The 25154-nt window shown below is 44.1% G+C and carries 22 protein-coding genes and 1 tRNA gene; 9 read left to right on the forward strand and 14 right to left on the reverse strand.

Annotated features, from left to right (window positions below; genetic code table 11):
* Positions 1-152: 152 nt before the first annotated feature.
* Both ACR64J_RS12285 and ACR64J_RS12290 read left to right on the forward strand, forming a co-directional pair.
* The gene (locus tag ACR64J_RS12285) at positions 153-851 is read left to right on the forward strand and encodes an ABC transporter ATP-binding protein (RefSeq protein WP_435949895.1); all 699 of its coding nucleotides are present in this window, start codon (positions 153-155) and stop codon (positions 849-851) included.
* A complete protein-coding gene (locus tag ACR64J_RS12290) occupies positions 844-3471 on the forward strand; it encodes an ABC transporter permease (protein ID WP_435949896.1) in 2628 nt (875 codons plus the stop codon). Before ACR64J_RS12285 ends, ACR64J_RS12290 begins: the two co-directional genes overlap by 8 nt.
* A gap of 15 nt (positions 3472-3486) precedes the next feature.
* Here ACR64J_RS12290 and ACR64J_RS12295 read toward each other — a convergent pair whose 3' ends face one another.
* The 3 genes from ACR64J_RS12295 to ACR64J_RS12305 are packed head-to-tail and all read right to left on the reverse strand — an operon-like array spanning position 3487 to position 6102.
* Positions 3487-4482: a restriction endonuclease gene (locus tag ACR64J_RS12295; RefSeq protein WP_435949897.1), complete on the reverse strand. Its 996-nt coding sequence runs from the start codon at positions 4480-4482 to the stop codon at positions 3487-3489.
* A 54-nt stretch (positions 4483-4536) separates the two neighbouring features.
* The gene (locus ACR64J_RS12300) at positions 4537-5226 is read right to left on the reverse strand and encodes a hypothetical protein (RefSeq protein WP_435949898.1); all 690 of its coding nucleotides are present in this window, start codon (positions 5224-5226) and stop codon (positions 4537-4539) included.
* Between the two features lie 30 nt (positions 5227-5256).
* Positions 5257-6102 carry a PP2C family protein-serine/threonine phosphatase gene (locus ACR64J_RS12305; RefSeq protein WP_435949899.1) on the reverse strand — a complete coding sequence of 282 codons (846 nt, stop codon included), beginning with the start codon at positions 6100-6102 and terminating at the stop codon, positions 5257-5259.
* A 657-nt stretch (positions 6103-6759) separates the two neighbouring features.
* On the opposite strand from ACR64J_RS12305, the gene ACR64J_RS12310 reads away from it, so the two are divergent.
* Complete coding sequence (locus ACR64J_RS12310) at positions 6760-8091, forward strand: valine--pyruvate transaminase (protein ID WP_435949900.1); 1332 nt, start codon at positions 6760-6762, stop codon at positions 8089-8091.
* Between the two features lie 232 nt (positions 8092-8323).
* Here ACR64J_RS12310 and ACR64J_RS12315 read toward each other — a convergent pair whose 3' ends face one another.
* From ACR64J_RS12315 to hisB, 5 genes are all read right to left on the reverse strand, one after another.
* Positions 8324-9268: a DJ-1/PfpI family protein gene (locus ACR64J_RS12315; protein ID WP_435949901.1), complete on the reverse strand. Its 945-nt coding sequence runs from the start codon at positions 9266-9268 to the stop codon at positions 8324-8326.
* 207 nt (positions 9269-9475) lie between these two features.
* Complete coding sequence (locus ACR64J_RS12320) at positions 9476-10318, reverse strand: hypothetical protein (RefSeq protein ID WP_435949902.1); 843 nt, start codon at positions 10316-10318, stop codon at positions 9476-9478.
* Between the two features lie 67 nt (positions 10319-10385).
* The gene (locus ACR64J_RS12325) at positions 10386-10763 is read right to left on the reverse strand and encodes a hypothetical protein (protein WP_435949903.1); all 378 of its coding nucleotides are present in this window, start codon (positions 10761-10763) and stop codon (positions 10386-10388) included.
* A 91-nt stretch (positions 10764-10854) separates the two neighbouring features.
* Positions 10855-11490 (reverse strand): imidazole glycerol phosphate synthase subunit HisH, encoded by a 636-nt coding sequence (gene hisH / locus ACR64J_RS12330; protein ID WP_435949904.1) that lies wholly within the window; start codon positions 11488-11490, stop codon positions 10855-10857.
* Positions 11490-12140 (reverse strand): imidazoleglycerol-phosphate dehydratase HisB, encoded by a 651-nt coding sequence (gene hisB, locus ACR64J_RS12335; protein WP_435949905.1) that lies wholly within the window; start codon positions 12138-12140, stop codon positions 11490-11492. The genes hisH and hisB overlap by 1 nt, the downstream gene beginning before the upstream one ends.
* A 200-nt stretch (positions 12141-12340) precedes the next feature.
* Between hisB and ACR64J_RS12340 the strand changes: the two genes are divergently transcribed.
* The 5 genes from ACR64J_RS12340 to ACR64J_RS12360 all read left to right on the forward strand — a co-directional run bounded on the left by ACR64J_RS12340 (position 12341) and on the right by ACR64J_RS12360 (position 16153).
* Positions 12341-12763 (forward strand): hypothetical protein, encoded by a 423-nt coding sequence (locus tag ACR64J_RS12340; protein WP_435949906.1) that lies wholly within the window; start codon positions 12341-12343, stop codon positions 12761-12763.
* A gap of 116 nt (positions 12764-12879) precedes the next feature.
* Positions 12880-12955: transfer RNA gene (locus ACR64J_RS12345), tRNA-Phe, on the forward strand.
* A 179-nt stretch (positions 12956-13134) separates the two neighbouring features.
* Positions 13135-13635: a DUF4385 domain-containing protein gene (locus ACR64J_RS12350; protein ID WP_435949907.1), complete on the forward strand. Its 501-nt coding sequence runs from the start codon at positions 13135-13137 to the stop codon at positions 13633-13635.
* An 86-nt stretch (positions 13636-13721) separates the two neighbouring features.
* Positions 13722-14402, forward strand: coding sequence for a phosphoglycolate phosphatase (locus tag ACR64J_RS12355; protein ID WP_435949908.1), 681 nt, complete (start codon positions 13722-13724; stop codon positions 14400-14402).
* A gap of 50 nt (positions 14403-14452) precedes the next feature.
* Complete coding sequence (locus ACR64J_RS12360; protein WP_435949909.1) at positions 14453-16153, forward strand: formate--tetrahydrofolate ligase; 1701 nt, start codon at positions 14453-14455, stop codon at positions 16151-16153.
* Positions 16154-16182: 29 nt separating this feature from the next.
* Here the strand turns inward: ACR64J_RS12360 and ACR64J_RS12365 are convergent, their stop codons facing one another.
* The gene (locus ACR64J_RS12365) at positions 16183-17727 is read right to left on the reverse strand and encodes a YifB family Mg chelatase-like AAA ATPase (RefSeq protein ID WP_435949910.1); all 1545 of its coding nucleotides are present in this window, start codon (positions 17725-17727) and stop codon (positions 16183-16185) included.
* A gap of 184 nt (positions 17728-17911) precedes the next feature.
* On the opposite strand from ACR64J_RS12365, the gene hemN reads away from it, so the two are divergent.
* Positions 17912-19432 carry an oxygen-independent coproporphyrinogen III oxidase gene (gene hemN, locus ACR64J_RS12370; protein WP_435949911.1) on the forward strand — a complete coding sequence of 507 codons (1521 nt, stop codon included), beginning with the start codon at positions 17912-17914 and terminating at the stop codon, positions 19430-19432.
* 65 nt (positions 19433-19497) lie between these two features.
* Here the strand turns inward: hemN and ACR64J_RS12375 are convergent, their stop codons facing one another.
* The 5 genes from ACR64J_RS12375 to dnaK form a co-directional block, all read right to left on the reverse strand.
* On the reverse strand, positions 19498-20358 hold the full coding sequence (locus ACR64J_RS12375) for an SPFH domain-containing protein (protein ID WP_435951080.1): 861 nt from the start codon (positions 20356-20358) through the stop codon (positions 19498-19500).
* A gap of 207 nt (positions 20359-20565) precedes the next feature.
* On the reverse strand, positions 20566-21177 hold the full coding sequence (locus ACR64J_RS12380; RefSeq protein ID WP_435949912.1) for an NfeD family protein: 612 nt from the start codon (positions 21175-21177) through the stop codon (positions 20566-20568).
* Positions 21178-21369: 192 nt separating this feature from the next.
* Positions 21370-21945: a porin family protein gene (locus ACR64J_RS12385; protein ID WP_435949913.1), complete on the reverse strand. Its 576-nt coding sequence runs from the start codon at positions 21943-21945 to the stop codon at positions 21370-21372.
* A 189-nt stretch (positions 21946-22134) separates the two neighbouring features.
* Positions 22135-22677: a porin family protein gene (locus ACR64J_RS12390; protein ID WP_435949914.1), complete on the reverse strand. Its 543-nt coding sequence runs from the start codon at positions 22675-22677 to the stop codon at positions 22135-22137.
* A 313-nt stretch (positions 22678-22990) separates the two neighbouring features.
* Positions 22991-24931, reverse strand: a complete 1941-nt coding sequence (gene dnaK / locus ACR64J_RS12395; protein ID WP_435949915.1) for a molecular chaperone DnaK — start codon at positions 24929-24931, stop codon at positions 22991-22993.
* Positions 24932-25154: the final 223 nt, after the last annotated feature.

Below are 25154 nucleotides of genomic sequence, written 5' to 3' on the forward strand. Positions count from 1 at the left end.
TTAAGAGAATACAGTGCTTCTGGTATAAATTTTCCTTGCTTGCTGTGCCTACGCCGACAGAGGCTGCGCAAAATTTACCCCAGAAGCACTTAAACGTAGTTATTTTCTTGCCAAACACTTATAGCGATACATATATTAATCGAGACTGTCCAATGACCGCTACACTTACCAACAATGCCCTACTCACCGCCGCAAACCTCAATAAAACCGTCCACGTCGGTGAGCAATCGCTAGCGATTATCAAAGACGTCAGTATCCATGTCGATGCGGGCGAGTTTGTGGTGATTATGGGTAAGTCCGGCTCGGGTAAATCTACCTTGCTTGGTTTGCTAGCGGTGCTTGATTATCCCGATAGCGGCTCGGTTAAATTAGGCGAGCAAACCTTAAGTAGTCTTGATGAAGATAAGCTGGCGGCTATTCGTCAGCGCGACATGGGCTTTGTATTTCAGTCGTTTCATCTCTTGCCGACATTAACCGTGGCAGAAAACATTGCTTTTCCGCTCGATATTGCGCGTCGTCCTGACAATGTGCGGGTCGATGAACTCATCGATGCGGTCGGACTTGGACATCGCCGTGACAGTTTGCCCAATCAATTATCTGGAGGTGAACAGCAACGTACCGCCGTCGCCCGCGCTTTGGTGTCGCGTCCCAAAATCGTCTTTGCTGATGAACCGACGGGTAATTTAGACGAGCAAAACGCCGACCAAGTTATGCAATTATTGCTCGATTTGCGGCAACAAACTGGTTCAGCGCTGGTAGTCGTGACTCATGACCCAGCGCTTGCTGAGATGGCGGATAGAGTCATTACTATGCATGATGGTATGATAGACGGGTCTTACGCTAATGGATAAGGTCGCAAAAAACAACCAAGCCGTTCACAATGTAAACGATGATACAAACGGCGCTAATAGCATAATAAGCCAGCTTTTCGCTTCCACATTAGGCACCAAAGCCCTGACCCGCAGCTGGTGGCGACGCTGGGTTTATCCCGTTTTATTCTTAATCACTTTAACGCTATCGCTTGCCACTTATCTGACTTTGGATTCCATTCAGCAAGCGGTGAATACCTACATCACCGATAATCAGCGCGCACTGGTCGGTGGTGATTTGGTGCTGGAGAGCAATCAAGAGTGGCCAGCGCAAGTCTTAGAGCAAGTGCGCAGCTTGCCTGAGACCCAAGTCGTTTATGACCATCAGTTTAGCTCTATGGCGGTGACCGAAGAGCAGACCTTATTAGTGCGCATAAAAGGCGTTACTCCTGCTTATCCTTTATATGGCGAGGCACAAACCGCCTCCGGCAAACCTTTGTGGCAACAGTTAAGACCGGACACTATTGTTATTGCGCCTGAGGTGTTACAAGGGTTAAATGCCAGCGTTGGCGACAGCGTTACCATCGGCGATGGGCAATTCACCATCAGCGATGTGCTGACCAAAGAGCCAGACCGCCCCTTAAGCGCTTTTGATTTTGGCGGGCATGTATTGATGCAAGAGGACGGCTTAGCGGCAACTAATCTGCTCGGTCAGCGTAGCCGCGTGCGTTATCGTATCGAGATGGCAGGCGACGAAGAAGCCATAGCCGCATTAAATGAGCAATTAGAGCAAACCTTAACCAGCTATCCTAACATCAGGCTGTCCGATATCGATAGTGAGGACACGCAAGTCTCGCGCATCTCTGACAATGTGCTCATGTTTTTGAAATTACTGGTCATCGCGGTACTGCTACTATCTGCGGTCGCTATGTATGGCGTCATCACTGCCTTTGTCACCAAACAGCAAGCTAACAACGCCATCCGTATGGCAATGGGCGAACCTGCCCGTCAAATCAAAGCCAGCTACTATCGGCTGTTATTGGGCACGTCCATCATTGCCAGTGTTGCCGCTGTAGTGCTTAGTCTCGGACTGTTAAAAATCGGTCAGCCTTATCTCACCGCTATTTTGCCCGAAGACCTTGGCTTAGCGATTAGTCCGCTTAGCATTATTAAAACGCTGATTATCGCTATTATATTGACCTTGGTGATTACCCAGCGCGGCCTTAATGAGCTGAGTACCACTAAACCCGCTACCCTGCTCAATCAAGGCGCTAGCCAGCAATCGGGTAAACAACCTTGGTACCAACGTCTGCCCCTACTCTGGTATGGGGGGATGTTTATCGGTCTGTATTTATTCTTCACTTATGAAGTCGGCTCTTGGCGCTTATCAGCGCAACTGCTTATCGGTTTAATTGGCTTTGTCGCTATCTTTTGGGCATTGGCACGCGGTTGGTTGTGGCTGTTATCACGCTTGGCGAAAAACAAAAACGTCAGCTGGATGCAGCGCATTGCTATTCATAATCTGGCGCGTAAAGGCAATCAATCTGCGCTGTTCTTTGTCACGCTAGCGCTATCAGTCGCGGTATTGACCTTGATTACCACCTTAAATCACAGTATCAACGCTCAGTTCGTCAACGCCTACCCTGAAGATGCGCCTAATATATTTTTGCTCGATGTGCAAAGCGAGCAACATGACGCGATTAATAATATTATTGGCGCACCGGTCAGCTATTACCCCGTCATTCGTGCGCGAATCGTTACCGCTGGCGGCGTCGCGGCAGAAGATATCGACGCTGATGACGACTTCGATGAGCCGACGCGAGTGTTCAATTTAAGCTACGCCGATACGATTATGGACACCGAATATATCGTCAATGCGGTCACCAATGACGAGCTGTATAGCCCTATCGATGGTCAAGACCCACAAAAATCAAAGCTACAACAAGTACAGCCGTTATCTATATTAGACAGCGCGGCTGAAATGTTAAATGTCGGTATGGGCGATGAAGTGGTGTTTAATATTCAAGGCATTGAGATAACTGGAGAGATTACCAGTATCCGCTCACGCTTCGAGCGCGGCCCCAGCCCGTTCTTTTATTTCTTATTTGAGCCTGAGCTGTTAGCCGCCGCGCCGCAAATCCAATTTGCCACCGCGCATATCCCTGAGGACAGTATCGCTGAGGTGCAAGGGCAGCTGGTACGCGAATTCCCTGCCGTCACTACGGTTGACGGTACGGCTATAGCTGAGCAAATCCAAGGATTGGTGCAGCAGATGAGCCGCTTGGTCTATGTCTTTACCTTACTGGCATTACTTACAGGTATTATGGTACTGATTAGCTCCTTGCTCTCAACTTCACAAGACCGTATGCAAGAGAGCGCCTCGTTCCGCCTGCTCGGTATGCAAAAACGTGATTTATACCTGCTGAATATCTTGGAGATTGGTGTACTTGGGGTGAGCGCGGCAGTATTTGCGATGACGATTGCCAGCGCTGGCTCGTGGTTTACGATTACCCAGTGGTTTGATTTACGCTTTAGTGTACCGTGGGCGAACTTAGCTATCGGTGGCGGATTGCTGCTAGCCTTGCTGCTGGGTATTGCGATTATTTATGTGAGATTGGTGATTGGACGCGGGATTATGGCTCGGGTTCGGGCTATGGTTTAGTAGTCTCTTTTTATCTTATGCCCCGATAAACGTTGGCAAAACACCTACGCCTAAACGTAACTTTGTATCATCTGATAAGTTCTCAAAATGATCGAAAAGCCATTCTGCGAATGTGTTACCTCGCATTACATGAATGCCCTGCGTGAAAGCTTGCTCTGCCGTTTCATTATTAATATCTGCCGTAGTTATCATCCAACGTTGAACATGAGCATCATCATCATTATCATTATACTCATATGCCATTAATTGCTTGATAGCATGAGCACTTGTTTCACCGCGATGATGTTTTGCTTGAATAAGTAAAGTAGGTGCAAAGGGATTACTTGAGGATTTTGCAATAATATCTACGTCAGCAATACCTGATTGATTTTTTTTACTTAATATTTCAACGTCTGTATAACCCTCTAACTGAAGCAACTCTTTAATAAGCTTTTCTAGCCCATACCCACCTGCATCGAGTCTTGTTTTACCGTGTCGAAGACGTTTAATTAGTTCATCTTTAAATGTTTCTTGTTCAGTTGCTAATATGTGTAAATATTCATTTTTCAATGAAAATTTATCTTTTTTAGCAATAAACTTATCTAATTCATTACTAAAATCTTTTAAATCTGCCACAGTTTGGCGAATTCTTAAGCGACGCTCTAAACCTTCAGTCAAATCACTTCGAGCAATACGTAGAAGCTTACCATTTGCTTGCTTTAAATAATTTACACTAATTTGGTTTGCTCCATGACCATCATCAAAATCTGGATCAAATGTTTTTTCGCCAGATACAACTGCTAAAAGAACACTTTTATAGCTAGGAACAACAATAACATCGCCTTGCTTTAGGTTAAAGAAGCGCTTGACTTGCTTTCTTGCGCGACTAAATTTAGGATGCTCGCTTTTAAGTTCTTTAATTAGGTCATCAGCGGTAGTGAATTGTGAAAAATCAACTTTACTCCAGCCAATACCAATTTTGTTCTGTTCAATTAAAGCTTTTGGTGTCCTTACCAATATATATTTTGTCATCTTAGTTTCCTTATAATATTGCTGTGTGTAAAAGCGATCTGTAACTCATTAATTTTATTGTGGCTCTATGGGATATATAAGACTGATATAAGTATCATTTAATGTATTCGTCATCGCCATACCATATAACGGCATATCATAGTCATCAACTTTATGCTCAACTATCTCTATAACTTCACTAAAATACTTTAGACCCGTAAAGTTGGCTGAATGAGTGTAGAGCAAAAAATCTCTAATATTTCTTATCGGTAGTTTAGCTACAAACTCTTCTACTTCTTGTTTATTTTGCTCAGTAAAATCGTCTGATAGATAAAGTTTTGTTTCAGCATATTTTGTATATGAGTTTTGGTTAAAGAAACGGATGATATCGTTTAAGTCCATAGAAATGTAGCTTCCGTGTACACTTAGCATAGCTTGGAACTGATGTACAATTCTAGCGACTTCCTCAAGCTCACAGCAAACTACCCCATCTATGACGTTATCAATTTCCATGAATCTGCGACTGGTTTTTATGCCAATCAACAATTCTGCATCTGACTGTTCTTTCAATGCACTAAGACTTTCTTCATTCCACTCATCGTTAAATAAAAAGAAAGCGCAGCAACAAGGTACGCTGAAGTCATTTTCAGGATGATATAGTTTAAATTGCGTGTTGAGTTTCCAGTCATTGAAAGTATCATTTGATATAGCATACTTTGAACCTATAGGTTTAAGCTGAAAATTTTGATCCACCACGCTATTCATTGTTACCTCTTTACTGATTGCCAAATTAATCTACCCAAATCGCACGACGATCGCCGTACCGTTATCGTAAGCATTACCCTCTGACTGATAGACTTGTGTTCTTAGGTTTTCTAGCCAATCTTGCAAATCTGTTTTTGCATCGATATCTTGCCAGTCCACGCATGGCACGAGGTCATGAATGCCATCACTACACACGAGTAAGCAATCTCCAGCTTTTATATTTAAAGTTTGGCTATCATAGCTGGGTACAGAGCTTTCGTCCAAACCATCATCAACGGTAAAGCACTCGGTCAACACATATAATGAGCTTGCCATACCGTTTGGATTAAAATCATCATGCTCAGGCGCAATTCCTGCTTGCTCAGCATGCTCTTTAATAAATTGATTAGCTAGATTGTGGTCATAGGTTAACGCTTGCCAGCATGATCGTTGACTATGCGTGTTTTCTTCATTGCTATTTCCAATATCCTTATCTTTTCGCCATAAATAAACACGACTATCACCTACATGCTTAATAAATACAGTATCTGAGTCTGTATTAGAGCAATATACCAGTGCTAATGTACTACTTGCACCAATATACTTGTTTGCCAAACAATTAATATCAGTATGAATAATCGACATATCAATCTTGTATGATTTTTGCCATTGTCGAGCGATAGATTTAACTATCGCTTTAGATACATACTGTGATTTATTTGACGCTGCCACTCCATCCGCGACCGCCACACAAAACTCCTCTGGATAGGTTTGTACCTCAGTAACACCTAATGTCTCTTGATAATAATCATCGTTAATCGCAAACGCATCTTGCTGTAAACCATGACTAACATTACCAGTAAATGTTATGGCACAAATTTGTGTAGATAGGGTCATAAACGCTCACTAATTAATGAAACTAAAACCATGCTCATATGCGATAAAAAAGTCAATTTTAGTATGGAGATAAGATAACATATTACCTCATAATACGTTTTAGAAATTACTATAAATTGTTAGGTTAAAATAAGGTAGCTTAGTGGCAACTCATTTTATTTGATGTATTACGTCTCCACTTCGTTCTATACGAGAATTTGATAAGTCCTACCCTACGCTAAACTTTACACCTATTCATTCTTTGCCCAGTTATCAGTAGTCGCCTTGTGGCGCGGTTTAGCCCTGATTGCAGCGGTAGCTTGGTGGGCTGTGGCGCTTACAGCACCTTGCACAGGAGTAGTGTCGAGGCAACAGCAATGCTACTGTGCCTAGGTGCTGTGCGCCGCAGACTGCCAACTACAAGCGTAAAGCAGGTTTCCGCTCCAGCATTTAAAGACTCTACAAAACCCCAATCTCCCAAAACCGCAAACCAAAACGCTCGCTATTGATATAGAGGGCGTTTTTTGGTTTATTTGTGGGTTAAATATACGAAAGATAAACGGCGATCAGCGCTTGACACCGCGCACATTAAAGCTGGCATTTGCTATACTAGCGCCACGCGAACCTGCACACTCACCTAATCAAACAGTCAGATACTGACAAGCGCACGGTAATCCTATGAAATTCTCTAAGTTTGGTCAAAAGTTTATTCAGCCTACGGGCATCTCGCAATTGATGGATGATTTGGGCGATGCGCTCAAAAGCGATAAGCCCGTCAATATGCTAGGCGGTGGTAATCCAGCGCGAATCGAAGCGGTCAATGAGCTGTTTTTAGAGACCTATCAAGCGCTGGGTAACGATGGTAGCTTTTGTGAAGACATTAATAGTACGGCGACGAGTAGCATGGCGAATTACTCTAATCCGCAGGGCGATGCTGGCTTTATTGATGCTTTGGTGGGGTTTTTTAATCGGCATTATGACTGGAATTTGACGAGTGAAAATATCGCGTTGACCAACGGCTCGCAAAATGCGTTTTTCTATTTATTTAACTTATTTGGCGGCGCGTTCGTTGAGGAAAAAGACTCGGAAGAACAAACCATCGATAAGTCCATTTTGCTACCGCTTGCGCCTGAGTATATCGGCTATAGCGATGTGCATGTTGAGGGTCAGCATTTTATGGCGGTGTTGCCGCATATCGATGAAGTGACTCATGATGGCGAGGAAGGGTTTTTTAAATATCGGGTGGATTTTGAGGCATTGGAAAACCTGCCAGCGCTCAAGGAAGGTCGTATCGGGGCGATTTGTTGTTCGCGACCGACTAATCCAACGGGTAATGTCTTAACCGATGAGGAAATGGCGCATTTGGCTGAGATTGCCAAACGTTACGACGTACCACTGATTATCGATAACGCTTATGGCATGCCCTTTCCTAATATTATTTATTCAGACGTCACCCTTAATTGGGATGACAATACCATTCTTTGTTTTAGCCTGTCTAAAATTGGCTTGCCAGGGGTGCGTACGGGTATTATCGTTGCCGCTCCCGAAGTTATCGAAGCGGTTAGTGCGATGAATGCGGTGGTCAATCTCTCGCCCACACGCTTTGGGGCTTCTATTGCTACGCCACTGATGAAAAACGATGCGATTAAAGACTTGTCTGATAACGATATCAAGCCTTTTTATCAGCAGCAAGCCAAAACTGCGGTTGCGCTACTTAAAAAGGAGCTGGGCGACTATCCGCTATCGATTCATAAGCCTGAGGGCGCGATATTTCTATGGTTATGGTTTAAAGATTTGCCGATTAGTACCTCTGAGCTGTATGAGACTTTGAAAGAAAAAGGTACGCTTATCGTGCCGAGTGAGTACTTCTTCCCTGGTGTTGATATTAGCGACTATAAGCACGCGCATGAGTGTATTCGTATGAGTATTGCCGCCGATGAGCAGACTTTGGTTGATGGCATTGCGGTGATTGGTGAGGTGGTACGCGGGTTTTATGATAAGGTTAAGTAAATAACTTTAGTTTTAAACGTAAAAAACGGACTAATGAATAGTCCGTTTTTTTATGGAGTAAACATACAGCTGACTCAATCTAAAATTGTTGAATTACTGCTGGTATAAATTTTCCTTGCTTGCTGTGCGACTTCATCACTCCAGAGGCTGCGCAAAATTCATCCCAGCAGTACGTAATTAGTGTAGATAGCTTGTGCTTATCCTACTTAGAAATGGTTATATCAAAACGTTTTTAATTAAGCTCTTTCAATAAAGCCTTAGCACTCATCTTACCAAAATCATTTGCCGCTAGAGGACCGTCACCTGAGATCAATTTTCTATCTTGATGGGTGTTTCCTGAAGCGAGTTTATTATCGATAGTAACACCCAAGTCTTCTAACTTTTCGGCGAAATACCATGGCATTGGTCCGGGCAAATAACCGATCTTAGGCATTTGCTTGTCCATGCCAGTGGGAAAGGCGACCATTTTATAGCCTTTAAAGATAAAATCGCGCTTAGCGTTATCGTCTTGACTTGTTTCTTTATCAGAGCTATCAATACTTTCTAAATTTGCTGCCAATAATGCAGCGGGCCCATGACAGATGGCTAAGGTGAATAAATCCTTGTCATAACCCCAGCGTAACAATTCGCCAAGGTTTTTATCTTCAGGCAAGCCCAGCATCGCGCCATGACCACCCGGAATAAAGATTGCCGCGTACTCATCGCTGTCTGCCATATCGTTTTTGACAAAGTCAGCGATGCTGTTAGGGCTCTCAAACTTGGACTTATACTCAGCGTATATTTGTTTAACGTCTTCATCGTCCTCAGGCATCGCCCACTGCTCGACTTTCACAGACTCGCCTGTTGGGGTAAATACATCCACGTCGAAGCCTGCTTTTTTAAAGTGTAATAACGGCACCATCATCTCAACGGGATGATTACCTGTGTCAAACTTATTGCCGTTCTCCATGGTCATATACTGCTGCTCGGTACAGATCATCATAATTTTCTTATTGCCCGTATAGCGATTATCATACTCGGTATGATCGTAGTTGGTTTTGTTCGGTGCGGCTATCTTTAGCGAGGACTTAGAAGGGATATAAGCGCCTGACTCAGTCTCTTGCGGCTCTAAAACCAAGGTGTCTTTGGCCTTATCTAAAGTATCTTTGGCTTTGTCTACTAGGTTTTGGATATTCATAGTGGTTCCTTTTTAATAGGTTTTTATTATTGATAGTTATGGATAGCCAAATTAATAAACTTGATAGGCATATCGATTTGGCTATTGTCTAAGGGTAAAATAACAAACTAAGGGGGCGTTAAGTAGAAGAGAGTTTTTATGTTTCGTAAGCTTTGTAAGGGGTCGGTTGTTAAGTTGCAAGAATTATCTATGTAACAACTAACCACTCTATAAATCAACTTTTATCCTAATATACTGCATCTGTGCATTGACGCGACCGCCGATCTGCATGGCACTAGCGCTATGAGTCACCGCTAAATACAGATAGCCATCTCTCGCCCAAAATATGTCAGCAGGATCAGTGATAGGCATCCAATTTTTAAAGCCTGCGCTCATAACAGGGATGATCTCTCTGCCTTTAACTTTATAGAGTCCGAGATCGGTATGACCCTCATATGGGTTGGCGTAAGCTGAGATGATATAGCGTTTATTTGGCGACAGATAAGGATAAGCTGAAAACTCTTGAGTTAAGAACCCTTCAACTTGATCAAACATTTGATAGTTCTGACTCTCCCAACGCAGTACTTCAACCAGATGCTGATCTAAGGCATCTATTTGGCCGATATAGCGATAAGTTTCGCCATCATCGTCACTATCGATATCTACTAGTTTCAAAGAATCCTTAACCAATTGAATAGTTATTATGCCATTACGTTTTTTGATGGCGTTTTTATGTGATAAATGATCGACAGCGAGCGGACGTTTTTTCTCAAAAAAGGCTTTATCTATTAATTCAATTTTAAGATAGTCATTGAGTACTTTGCCAGCTGGAAAAAATTGATCTTTTTTGCCTACTGACAAATGCGTTATTCGATTTAACTCATTAGTATCAAGCAATTTGACAGGTGCAGGTGTTACGCGGGCTAATGGTTTTTCAATAGAGGGGTTTGTCGATTCAATGACGTTCTGAGCAGCCATTGCCGAATGATGGCTGCCAAAACTAAGCAGCAAAGCGATCAATGTAGAGAGGATTCTAGCAGCGTGAGGTTTAAACTTGCTGGAGATAAACATGGTAATAGCGCCTCTTTCAGGTTTTTGAAAGAACACCCTTACTTTAGCTTATTTTTAGGGCGGTAAGTTAAGATCTTTGTCTCAACATTTTAACTTGCGGGTTTGAAGGGTGGAATATAGTCGTCCATAGAGTCAAAGTATAAAGCACGAAGGGTAGCAAGCAAGTATTGATAAGGTCATGAATACTGGCCTTTATATCTGAGCCTTCTAAAGCCATTAGACCTTTTGGCGCTATGATGTGTTTATTGTCAAAGTACTCACCTAGTAAGGCAATGCCGATGGCGACTAGCAAAGCAAAAGTTGAGCGGATGGCTTGCTTTTTGATAATGGGACGCAAAATAAATAGACAAAGCAAATAGACGCCAACACCGACATAGATATGTAGCGCATCTTTGGCAAGGCCTGTCACTTCAATGACGCTTAGTTTAAAAGTAGTAAAGTCCACTTATTTATCTCAAATGTTAGTTATAGATAATAAAAAAGGTGAGTTACGCCTATGATAACTCACCTTACTGCCAAATTTAACTTTTACCTAACTACACGTCCCACTCGACAAAATTCTTGAGTAGTTGCAAGCCTGCGGTATGGCTTTTCTCAGGATGAAACTGAGTGGCAAATAGATTGTCTTTGATAATACTGGCACAAAACGGCTGTCCGTAATCACAAATGGCGGCAATTTGGGACTCATCGTTAGGAGCGCAGTAATAACTGTGCACAAAGTAAAAGTGCGCATTATCTTCAATACCATTCCATAAGGGATGTGCTAAATCCATATCTGTAATCGTATTCCAGCCCATGTGCGGCACTTTAATGGTTGCGCCCTGCTCATCCACCCACGATGGATCAAAGGCTTCTACGTTGCCTTGTAAGATACCTAAGCAATCCGTACTACCGTTCTCAGCGGAGCGCTCAAATAGCGCTTGCATACCGACGCAAATCGCCATGACGGGCTTATTAAAGATAGCGTCACGTACGACATCATCAATGCCTGCCGCGTGCATACCAATCATACAATCGCGCATCGCACCAACACCGGGGAAGACGATTTTATCAGCAGCTGCGACGACTTTGGGGTCGTTGGTGATGGACACATCGCTGCCGACATTGGTGAGTGCCTTGCTGACCGAATGCAAGTTACCCATACCGTAATCTAAGAGTGCTATTTTGGTCATTAAAACGCCTCTTTGGTCGATGGTAGCGTATTAAGCGCGCGCTCATCATACTCACAGGCCATACGCAGCGCGCGAGCAAAGGCTTTAAAGGTCGACTCGATTTGGTGATGGCTGTTTTTACCTTTAAGGTTATCCAAATGCACGGTCATCCATGAGTGATTGACGAAGCCGTAAAAAAACTCGCTAAATAGATCGACATCAAACGTACCGACGTGCGAGCGAGTAAAAGGGATGTCCATATGCAATCCAGGACGACCTGAGAGATCGACGACGGCGCGCGTTAACGCTTCATCAAGCGGTGCATAAAAGTGCCCATAACGACGGATGCCTTTTTTATCACCAAGCGCTTTATTAAAGGCTTGACCCAAGGTAATGCCTGTATCTTCCACACTATGATGGTCGTCGATAAAGGTATCGCCGACGCATTTGATGTCTAAATCAAAGAGACCATGACGCTTGATCTGATCAATCATGTGATCCAAAAACGGCACGCCGGTATCGACCACCCCTTGACCCGTGCCATCAAGATTGACGGTACAAGTGATTTGCGTCTCAGCAGTGTTACGCTCGACGGTGGCGGTGCGCGCTGGGCGACCATATTGATTTAGAGCTGAGTTTTGCTGTTGATTTTGGTTGGCATCAGTAGACATGACGGTTCTCTGTATATAAAGATAAAAAATTCTGATAGGTTTGACGAGAAGTATATTAGGTATCGCTATCATAGCAAAACGGCACCATAACGGCTATGGCGCGTGCGTAAAGCTCACATCATTATGCTAAAATAGTGTGTTTAGTATTATCAATTTACTTATTTTAATCATTATAAAAGTACTCTTTGTAGGATTCGACCATGCCATTAGAAGCTATTGCTATTAACGATCTAGATGCGCCGCTCATTAAAAAACCTGCGCGCGACAATGAGCTTGCTGAGCGCTTGCAAGCTCTCTACGATAACGATGATACCCAGCCAAGTGGCGCTGAGGTCTTAAGTCTTATTGAGCAAGGCTTTAAGCGTGGTCAGTACCTGTATGTCGGTATGTTCAATGACAAGCCTATTGCTGCGGTTAGCTGTTTTGATGATGGGCAGACCGACGCCAAACGCTTGCAATACTTGACGGTGCACGAACAAAACAAGGGGCGCGCGATAGACGCTAAATTCATCAAATTGGTTTATGACGCTGAGGTCAAAAAAGGTGTGCGCCAGTTCGTCCCTGTGGATAGCGATATCCATCACATTATGAGCGATTATGAGCTGCTACGTGTCAAAGAGTGATCTGATATCTATGTTTGCCTATATTACTTCTGTATTTATTTATATTATAGTAGAAAAGCTAAAAATGACTTGACACTAGCGCCTATATTTAGTTTAATAGCGACCTCAACGAAGACGGCTCGATAGCTCAGTAGGTAGAGCAACGGATTGAAAATCCGTGTGTCGGCAGTTCGATCCTGCCTCGAGCCACCATTTCGTTGACCTAATTTAGCTGTTAATTAAGCAGCCAAAACCCTCAAGCTATATAGTTTGAGGGTTTTTTTATGACTAAAAATCAGGCAAGCACATACTCATTCATAACACTTTTATGCTACTTTTCATCATGTTTTGCTCAGTATACTGGGTAGCACTAACAGAAGCGAGTGAAGGTAATGAGGGAATTTGATTACGATTTGGATTATAAGAATCTAGATCTACGTGCGCAGCCTGAGCTATACCGAGTGGGGCGCGGTGAGCAAGGCGTGTTACTCGTCGAGCCATATAAGTCTGAGATTCTGCCGCATTGGCGCTTTGCGACGCCTGATATTGCTCGTGAGAGTAGTGAAAAAATCTATCAGATGTTTTTGGACTATTTAGCAGACGATGACTTCGTTGGTGCCGATATGGCACGCAAATTTATTCAGATGGGCTACACCCGCGCGCGTCGCTACGCCAATCACAAGGGCGGTAAAAAGTACAAAGGCCCTGTACCTGATGATAAAAAAGGTCAAAGCGGTGCGCATGGTCGCGAGGAATTACCACGGCAAATCGAAGACCCTGTCAAGGCAGAATCAGCGCAAATATTTAAAGCCAAATGGGATGAGTGCCGCGCAAATGAAGACTATCTACGGATGAAAAAGGAGCATCGCGAGCGCTACAAAGAAGTAGAATAATGGCTTAGTTTGAGTGCTAACTTTAACCCTTAAAACTATCGGTTTAGCCTAGTATTTTTAATACAAACATAATAATGAGTACATCTATGCAAGATAAAAAACTGTTGATATTTGATTTTGATGGTACGTTGATCGACAGCGTTCCTGATCTGGCTGACGCAATCAATACGATGCTGACAACGCTTGGCAAACCTACCTACTCGCTCGATACGATAAAAGAGTGGGTCGGTAATGGCTCGCGCCTGCTGGTTGAGCGTGCTCTGGTTGGACAGACACAAGTACCTGATGGCGCATTGACACCATCCGAGGCAGATCATGCAGAGCAGATATTTTTAGAGGCTTATAACAGCATAGAAACCAGTAAAACCGTCGCTTATCCTGATGTCGATAAGGGTCTACATCAATTAAAACAAGCGGGCTACACGTTAGCGCTCGTTACTAATAAACCCATACGCTTTGTACCCAAAATACTTGAGAGCTTTGGTTGGACGCCGCTGTTCTCAAGCGTGCTTGGCGGCGATAGCTTACCAGTTAAAAAGCCTGATCCAACTCCGCTGCTTCATACCTGCCAGACTCTTGGATTTACGCCCATGCAAGCGGTTATGATTGGCGACTCTGTCAATGATATGCTCGCTGGTAAAAGCGCTGGTATGGATACCCTAGCGCTATCTTACGGCTATAATTACGGTCAAGATATTCGAGATAGTCGACCTAGCGCCGCCTTTGACAACTTTGCAGATTTGCTTGATTACGTTTTGAATCAGTAACCTTTAAACAGCGACTCACCGCCTATTATAAATAAAAGAGAATTACCTGTATGAGCGTCCCTAACGATATTGCTATTGCCCAGCAAGCAATCTTGCAACCTATCAATACTATTGCGCAAAAGCTAGGCATAGATGCAGACCATATCGAGCCCTATGGACATTACAAGGCCAAAATAGACCCCGCCGACGTATTTGCAATGCCTGCGACCAAGCGTAGCAAGTTAATCTTAGTCACCGCCATTAACCCCACCCCTGCTGGTGAAGGCAAGACCACGGTCACTATTGGTCTGGCTGACGCGCTCAATCGCATCCATCAGCAGCAGCGCTCAGGTAAAAAAACGGTTGTCGCTATTCGTGAACCCTCCTTAGGCCCAGTATTCGGTATCAAAGGCGGCGCCGCTGGCGGTGGATACGCGCAGGTGTTGCCGATGGAGGATATTAACTTGCATTTCACAGGTGACTTTCATGCGATTGGTGCGGCTAATAATTTGCTAGCCGCGCTGATTGATAATCATATTTATCAAGGTAATGCACTGGGTATCGATCCCAAACAAATCTTTTGGCGGCGTGCGGTCGATATGAATGATCGTCAGCTGCGCAATATGATCAGCGGTATCGGCAAGACGACTGATGGCATCATGCGTGAAGACGGCTTTGATATCACTGTTGCCTCTGAGGTCATGGCGATATTTTGTTTGGCAACCAATTTAAACGATTTAAAGCAGCGCTTGGGTAATATTTTGGTTGCCTTTAATAAAGACAAACAGCCAGTCTACGCTCGTGATCTAAACGCTCACGGCGCTATGGCAGTTTTATTAAAAGAGGCCATCAAACCCAACCTCGTCCAAACGATCGAGGGCACACCTGCTTTCGTCCACGGTGGTCCCTTTGCCAATATCGCCCACGGCTGCAGTTCAGTGATTGCCACTCGCGTCGCTATGCATTTAGCAGATTATACCCTTACCGAAGCAGGCTTTGGTGCTGATCTTGGCGCGCAAAAGTTCTGCGATATCAAATGCCGCTTGTCAGGGCTCATCCCAGATGCAGCGGTTATTGTCGCGACTATCCGCGCGCTTAAATATAATGGCGGTGTTACCAAAAACGAGCTGACAGCTGAGAACCTGCCTGTCCTTGAGGAAGGGCTGCCTAATCTAATGAAGCATATCGATAATATGCAAAACGTCTATGGTCTACCTGTCGTTGTCGCCATCAACCATTTTGTCAGTGATACGGATGCTGAGATTGAACTAGTACGGCGAGCCTGTCAGGCAAAAGGCGTTAAAGTGGCGCTCACGCAAGTATGGGAAAAAGGCGGCGCAGGCGGCGAGGCACTAGCGAATACTCTGCTTGATATATTGCATGACGATAAACCCAGCACCTTTCAGTTAGCTTGTGATAGTGACAAACCTATTGCTTATAAAATACGCGCGATTGCTCAGCGTATCTACGGCGCAGATGACATCGATATCAGCAGCCTTGCGCAGTCCAAAATCGCGCGACTAGAGGCACTTAATCTCGATAAGATGCCTGTTTGTATTGCTAAGACGCAGTATTCTCTAAGCGATGACGCCAAACTATTAGGACGACCAACCGGCTTTACTATCCATGTGCGCGATATCAGCATCTCAAGTGGTGCAGGGTTTATCGTGGTGATTTGTGGCCCTATTATGAAAATGCCAGGACTACCAAAACAGCCCTCAGCTGAGCGTATTGACTTAGATGATGCTGGCAATATCATCGGGCTGTTTTGATTTAATTCATCAAGGTCAAAAATAGTCAATCACTTACTACGGTAACTGAGCGCCTCGGACACATGAGCGCTGGTGATGTCGATACTATCGGCCAGATCGGCGATGGTACGGGCAACTCGCAATACACGGTGATAACCACGCGCCGATAGATTGAGGCGCTGCTGCGCCATCTGTAGTATCTTTTGCTCACTCTCGCCTAACTGGATATGTTCATCAAGCTCGCTAGGGCTTAGCTCGTTATTGACCTTATTTTGCCGCGTTAATTGACGCTGATGCGCTGCGGCTACTCGAGTTTGTACTTGCTCTGAGCTCTCCCCTGCTTGCGCGTTTTGCAGATCAGCTATCGGTAGCGCAGGTACGGTAATATGCAAGTCAATACGATCTAGTAGTGGCCCTGAGAGCTTATCTTGATAGCGCTTGATCTGTTCAGGACGACAGCGGCAACGATTAGAGGCGTCGCCATCATAACCGCAAGGACACGGATTCATCGCGGCCACTAGCTGAAAGTTGGCAGGAAACGTCATCTGTGAGTTGGCGCGGCTAATGGTAATTTGCTTGGCTTCTAATGGTTGGCGTAGTACTTCTAACACCGTACGCTCAAACTCAGGTAATTCATCAAGGAACAACACGCCTTTATTGGCAAGGGTAATCTCGCCAGGTTTGGGACGTGAGCCGCCACCAACCAAGGCGACGGCTGATATGGTGTGATGCACTTGACGAAAGGGGCGCGTACCATAGTCATACTCGCTATCTGCGACCGAATAGGTACTAGCGACCTCTAACGCATCCTCAGCGCTAAGATCTGGCAGTATCGTTGGTAGGCGCGACGCCATCAAGGTCTTACCCGAACCTGGTGGTCCTGTAAATAGTAATGAATGCCCGCCAGCAGCTGCGATCTCAAGCGCTCGGCGCGCATGATGCTGACCCTTTACATCAGCTAAATCAACTTTATACCCTGTATGTTTGGGGGCTGGCGTTGGCACAACTGGTGTCAGCTGTTTGTCCGTCATGGTGGCATCCGTTAGCGCTTGCAGATGATCACAAACCGCCTTTAGACTTATCGCGCCAAGCACCTCTATACCGTCCACTCGGCTGGCCTCAGCGCCGTTAGCGCTTGGTACCATAAGCTGACGCGTTGCTAATGTCTCTTTTGTTACTGTCTCTTTTGACGCGGACTGTTCAGCCTTAATCGCTCGGGCAACAGCAAGGCTCCCAGTCACTTGTCGTAGCTCGCCGTTGAGCGCAAGCTCTCCGATAAACTCAAACCCAGTGAGTACCTCAGGCTCAAGCTGACCACTGGCGGCCAAAATACCAATGGCAATCGGTAAATCTAAACGCGCGCCGTCTTTGGGCAAATCAGCTGGCGCAAGATTTATGGTTAAACGCCTGTTGGGGAACTGAAATCCTGAATTTATAATAGCTGAGCGCACCCGATCTTTACTCTCTCTGACTGCTGCGGCTGGGAGTCCGACGATAGTCAGTGCAGGCAAGCCTTGAGAGAGATGGACTTCGATGATAACTTGCGGAGCATGTAGACCGACTACGGAGCGGGTATAGACTTGCGCGAACGACATGAGCACTTCCTTATGCAGATTGATTGATAATAAAGTATTATCTACTGGCGCGCAAATGTCGTGTTATTGGTGATTTTTTTGAGCCAATAAACTCTTAGACCATAAATTACCCCTACTTTTATTAGGGATTTGATATAATAAAATGACATTACTAAACGTTTACAATATAAAAAAGGATACGCACATGGCAGAATTTGATCATTACGCACATGACGCGCCGCCTACTACCGTGCGCCCTACCGCCCAGCCTGACAACCCTTATGCTAGCACGCGCGGCAGTATCACCAGTAAGCAACTCCCTGCCTTTGACGACGCCATTATCCAAAAATACAATCGTTCAGGGCCTCGCTACACGTCATATCCAACGGCACTAGAATTATCCCCCATCGCTGAAAATCTAGAGACAAAAACACTCCAAAAGCGTGAAGCACGCGCGCCATTATCTCTGTACTTTCATATCCCTTTTTGTCGTCATCTATGCTATTACTGCGCTTGCAACAAAATTATCACTAAAAAGAACAGCGACTCGGGCGATTATTTAGCGTATTTGATCGATGAGGTAAAACAAAAACGCCATTTGCTAACTGCGCCAGAGGGTAGTGATAAGCCTATCGTCAAACAGCTGCATCTAGGCGGTGGTACGCCGACGTTTTTGCGCGATGAGGAGCTGGTGCAACTGTGGAAGTTTTTGCAGACGCAGTTTGAGTTTTTGGATGAGGATAAAGGGGATTACTCCATCGAAATTGATCCGCGCGAGCTTGGAGATAATACCCTCAAAACGTTGCGCAGGCTTGGTTTTAATCGCATTAGCTTAGGGGTGCAGGATTTGGATGACGCGGTGCAAATCGCCGTCAACCGCGTCCATTCAGCAGAATTGATTGCTCATATCTTGGCTGAGGCGCGCAAGCTTGGTTTTGGCTCTATCAACATTGATTTGATTTATGGTCTCCCGCATCAGACCCCTGATACCTTAGATAAAACCGTTGCACGCATCATAGAGATGTCACCTGATCGTCTGTCTGTGTTTAACTACGCGCACTTGCCTGAGCGTTTTAAAGCGCAGCGGCAGATCAAGGATGAGGATCTACCTAGCCCTAGCGACAAGCTCACTATGCTTGGCAATACGGTCAATATGCTCACTGCAGCAGGCTATCAATATATCGGTATCGATCATTTTGCCAAAGCGGATGATGAGTTGGCGATAGCACAGCGCGCCGGTAAATTACACCGTAATTTTCAGGGTTATACCATCATGGGCGATTGCGATTTGCTCGGCTTTGGAGTCTCAGCCATCAGCCAAATCGCCAATAGTAATACGCGCTATATTTTGCAAAACGATACCGACTTGCAAGCTTATAAGAAGAGTATTGATAAGGCACGTCATAACCCTAACTTGATGCCTGCTGTTAAAAGCATCAAAACCTCACTCAAAGACCGTCTGCGTGAGTACGTGATTATGAATCTGCTTTGTCACGACTATATCGACTTTAAAGACGTCAATCAAAAATTTGGTATTGATGCAGTGACTTATTTTATTGATGAGATTAGCCAGTTGGATGCTATGCAAAAAGATAAGCTGATAGATATGGATGCAGCGGGTATTCGCGTTTTGCCCAGAGGTCGCCTGCTTGGTCGCAACGTAGCGATGGTGTTTGATGAGTATCTAAGCGTCAAACATAAAGACCGTTTTTCTAAAGTGATTTAACCGTTCATAGTCATAAGAGCAGCCAAAAAAAAGACCTCAAGCGAGGTCTTTTTTTAAATTATGGACTACACTTTAAACTTATCACCGACCATACCTTTAACGGTGCTCAAAATATCAGCAGGTAACACGACCATTTTTGAATTATCAGACTCTGCCAGTTTACGAATCGACTTAATGTACTGCTCGCCAAGTAAGTAGACAATCGGCATCTCTTCATCACCCATCGCCGCGGTAATAAGACGAATAGATTCTTCTGAGCCTTTGGCCAGTACCACTTGCGCTTCAGCATCGCGGCGTGAGGCTTCAAGGCGACCATCAGCTTCTAAGATAGCCGCTTGCTTTTGACCATCAGCACGGGTCACTGTTGCGCGGCGTAGACGCTCTGCTGCGGCCTGCTCTTCCATAGAGGCTTGCATGGTTTGTGAGGGGTTAATGTCTTGAATCTCAACGGTCTTTAGAGTAATACCCCAATCAGCGATATCTTCTGAGATAGCATGCTTGAGCAAAGCTTTGATCTCGTCACGACTAGACAGAGCATTGTCCAAATCCATCTCACCAATGATAGAACGAAGTGAGGTCTGTACTAAATTGCGGATACCATACTCATAATCTTCGATACCGTAGACCGCTTTGTCTGGACGGACAATATTGATATAAGCGACCGCGTTGGCAATAATGACAACATTATCGCGGGTGATGACTTCTTGTGATGGAATATCAAGTACGATGTCTTTGGTCGTCACTTTGTACGCCACTCTATCAATGAACGGAATAATCAGCGTCAGACCAGGCTCTAGCGTCTGATTGTATTTACCTAAGCGCTGAACCACCCATTTATAACCCTGCGGTACGATGCGTACCCCTTTAAATACGGTAAAAGCTACTAAGGCTATGAGAAGTATCATCACAATACTGACGCCACTCATGTTATTTATAATGCTGTTCATAGTGCTCTCCTTGAGCCATTGCTATCAAGAGCGCAGCAATGTTAAAAAATTTTGTCTAAATCATTACGGTGCTTGACTAGCGTTATATTTGTAGAAAAAATTCACACCACCTTTAGCTCTACGTCTGGTAATGTCAAAGTTCTGGCGATATCAAGGTAGCTTACAATAAAGATTCTGAACCATACCTCACTTATCGATAAACTTGTTCTTCAAGCGCACGCTATCAAGATTAGGTTTGTTGAGATCAAGCCGACTAGCTTTTGCTTTTTCGGGTATGACTCGGCTCTCAACAGGATTGATATTAGGATGAGTAGCAATACTTGGCGCGGCGATACGTTTGGTTGGTGCAACCATTAGATCGTTACCACTTAATCCTGTGACTATAACCCGATCGCCGACCTCTACGCTCTCACTACGAATACGACAAGGCCACTCATCAGCGCCAAAAATAGGGACATTAAAGCGGATGATTCCGGCAGTATTCTTTTGCGGTTTGAGTACGATCATACCCGTCTCACCAATGAGCGTACTACTATCTAGTCCTGCTTTACTGCGATTAATAGATAGCGGTTTGATATATTTGATCCAAGCAAACATAAATAGCACCGATAGTACAAGCCAGATAATCACTTGAAAGACTAAAGGCACAGGCAAGAGCCATGCTAGGGCGGCGACAATCAATGCTGCTGCGCCAAACCAAAGGCTTGCAAAAGTAGGAATAAATATCTCAGCAATCATCAACACAAAGCCAAGTACCAACCAATGCCAAGGCTCAATCATCCAAAGGGTCTCAATCATCGCTGTATGCTCCTATGCATTCCTATCCTTTAATGTAGCACAGTTAAGCGCTTACTATTCTCTTATAAATCAATAATATACTGTTATTTATAGCTTATCGGATTTGATAACCTAAAAGTTATTAATAAAAGTTATAGGCACAAAAAAACGACCACCGAAGTGATCGTTTTCATTAGATAATTGTACTATATCCTAAAATTTAAAGTGAGCACCTACAGTGATACCATCTACATCTAAGTCTTCAACAGAAGGATAGAAATTATACATAGCTTCAATGCTCGCCATAGGAGTAAGGTTATACCCTAAACCTAAGCCACCAGCTACTCCTGTATCGGATTCGCTAAAACTATCGTTTTCACGCGTGTCAAAATTATCAGTATAATCGACATCAATCTCGTTTTTTGCAATACCTAAGCGGCCTTTAGCGTATAACGCAGTGTTAGGAAATACATAATCATAAGTAGCGTATAAGCCGTAAACATCACCACTATACTCTGCCTTTTCAAACTCATCATCAAAAGCATCAGCATCGTTAGTAGTCAGATACTCAGCTTCAACACCGAATTCTGGCGTGAACTTATAACCGCCATACACCCCATAAGAAAAAGCGTCATCATCAACATCATCAGGGCTATACTGACCAACTTTAACACCAGCATAAGGTTGTCCAGTATAACCTGCTACGCCAGAGAACAAAGCAGCTTGCGCGCTGACACTTAGTAGTGAACCTGCGACTAAAGCAATTAAAGACTTCTGTAAATTGTTCATATCTTTCCTTTAATAAAAGGCTGAAATTTAAAATATAGATTCGTCGTCTTTGGGCTCATACTGCAAGCTTTCGTGACAGATGCATAATAGCAAGAAAAATCGTTAGAACAAACAAATGTTTTTATGAAATGCAAACAAAAAACGACCACCAAGGTGATCGTTTTTTATATCAATTATAGTAATAAAATATTAGAACTTCAGATGAGCGCCTAATGTTAGAAGTGACGCATCAGCATCGCTATCCATCATGGCATATTCAGCTTCAACACTGAAATCTTGATTGACTGAGTATCCTAAACCGATACCACCAGCAATGCCTGTATCACTTACAGAGTCACTGCCACCGCCATCAAAATCAGCTTCTAATTCTGTTTTAGCAATACCGAGTTTACCTTTTGCATATAAGGCTGTGTTCGGGAAAGCATAGCGGTAAGTACCGTAGGCACCGTAAGTCTTGACGTCATACTCTCCATTGAAGCCACTATCTAGATCCGCATCATCTGATCCGACGTATTCCACTTCCATACCAAAGTTTGGGTCAAAGTTATAACCTGCATAGATACCGTAAGCAGTTGGATCATCACCGTCTACATCAGTGTCAAACTGACCAATCTTAGCACCAACGTACGGCTGACCTGTATAACCATTGCCGTAAGTAACAGCAGCTTGTGCACCAACGCTAACGAACGAACCAACAGCTAATGCGAGTAATGTTTTTTGTAGAGTTTTCATTGTATTCTCCATTAATTTAAATATGACAAACAAGTTATGTATTTATGTGAGCTTTTTGCTCTATCGTCCTGTTTGCTAACGATGAGTACATAGTAACAAAGTATTTCAAATACTCTGTAGCCTATTGAGGGCATGATGGTTAAGAAGTGCAAGCAATCATCTCCTAATGGGTTACAAAGGCTAAGATATGAAATCTTTTGTTACATGAGTAGATTTTGAGCAATATTTATGTCCATGAATGACCTTTTTTAACTAAAAAAACGCACTCCGAAGAATGCGTTTTTAGTTAAAGTTTAGCTAATAGTTTAAAAGCTTACTTTTTATCTTCATCAACTTCAGTGAATTCAGCGTCAACGACATCATCATCCGCTTGTGTGCTATCTGCAGATTCTGTCTGTTGACCAAATTGACCTGGATCCATACCCTCGCTGCCTGCGCCGCTATCAGCATAGATCTTTTGGCTTACTGGCAAGAAGGCATTGTCTAACGCTTCAAGCTTAGCTTTGATGTCATCATGATCGTCTTCTTTAGTTGCCGCCTCGAGATCAGAGATAGCCGTTTCTACTGATGATTTTTCTTCTTCAGTGACCTTATCTTCAGCTTCCTTGAGGGCTTTTTGTACGGCATGAATACGACCGTCGGCTTCATTACGCACTTGCGCAAGGTTAGCAAATTTCTCATCTTCTTCAGCATTTGCCTCAGCGTCACGCACCATTTGCTCGACTTCTTCATCCGACAAGCCAGAATCCGCTTTGATCTGGATACTTTGCGCTTTACCCGTACCTTTATCAGTCGCTGAGATGTTCATGATACCATCAGCGTTGATATCGAAAGTCACTTCGATTTGCGGTAGGCCACGCGGTGCTGGCGGGATATCCGTCAAATCAAAACGCCCAAGCATTTTGTTTTGATTAGCGATTTTGCGCTCACCTTGATAGACCTGAATCGTAACCGCTGGCTGGTTGTCTTCCGCCGTTGAGAACACTTGTGATTTCTTAGTCGGAATCATCGTGTTTTTCTCAATGACTGGCGTCATAACACCGCCCATCGTCTCGATACCTAGCGTCAATGGCGTTACGTCAAGCAGTAGTACGTCGGTTTTGTCACCAGAGAGTACGGCACCTTGAATCGCAGCACCTGCAGCGACCGCTTCATCAGGGTTAACGTCTTTGCGCGGCTCTTGACCAAAGAACTCTTGTACTTGTTTTTGTACCAGTGGCATACGAGTCTGACCACCGACCAAGATAACATCGTCGATATCAGATAACTTGATGCCAGCATCTTCTAGAGCGATCTTACAGGGCTCTATGGTACGTTTAACTAAGTCTTCCGTGAGGGCTTCGAGTTTTGAGCGGCTGATGGTAATAACCAAATGCTTAGGACCATTGCTGTCAGCTGTAATATAAGGCAAGTTGACTTCCGTGCTTTGGGCGCTTGATAGCTCAATCTTGGCTTTTTCAGCGGCTTCTTTTAAACGCTGCATGGCAAGAGAATCACCTTTTAGGTTGACATCTTGCTGCTTTTTGAACTCATCAACCAGATAATCAATAAGTGCTGAATCAAAATCTTCACCACCTAAGAATGTATCACCATTGGTCGCGAGTACTTCAAATTGCTGCTCGCCATCGACGTCAGCGATTTCGATAATGGATACGTCAAAAGTACCACCACCCAAGTCATATACGGCAACGGTGCTATCGCCTTGCTTTTTATCCATACCATAGGCAAGGGCGGCTGCAGTTGGCTCGTTAATAATACGCTTGACATCAAGACCTGCGATTTTACCCGCATCTTTAGTCGCTTGACGCTGTGAGTCGTTAAAATAAGCAGGAACGGTAATAACCGCTTCCGTAACGTTTTCGCCCAAGTAGTCTTCAGCAGTCTTTTTCATCTTTTTCAAGATCTCAGCTGATACTTGCGGCGGTGCTAATTTTTTGCCGTTGATTTCGACCCAAGCATCACCGTTATCCGCTTTTGCAATCTTATACGGGACCATGCCGATGTCTTTTTGCACGACTTTATCATCAAAACGACGACCAATTAGACGCTTAATAGCAAATAATGTGTTCTTTGGATTGGTGACCGCTTGACGCTTAGCTGATTGACCGATGAGCGTTTCATCATCTTTATAAGCGACAATTGACGGCGTAGTACGCGTACCTTCAGCATTTTCGATAATCTTGACGCTATCGCCTTCCATTACCGCAACGCATGAGTTGGTGGTTCCTAAATCAATACCGATTACTTTACCCATAATAGAGTGCTCCTAATTTTTTGATTTAATAGTTGTGTTGAGGTGCCAGTTTCATTGAGACGCTTTGAGTGACTAACTTAATTTATAGTTATTAACTCCAAACATATAAACTCAAACAAAACTGACATATCAGACCGTAGTTGGTCACTTGTTGCTTTATATCGGTTTAGGTGCGCATTTTTTCAAGTCAATGCTTGGCTAAACCCTAGTTTTTGTGTGAAGT

It is taken from the genome of Psychrobacter sp. DM8 (assembly GCF_051307025.1).
GTDB lineage: Bacteria > Pseudomonadota > Gammaproteobacteria > Pseudomonadales > Moraxellaceae > Psychrobacter.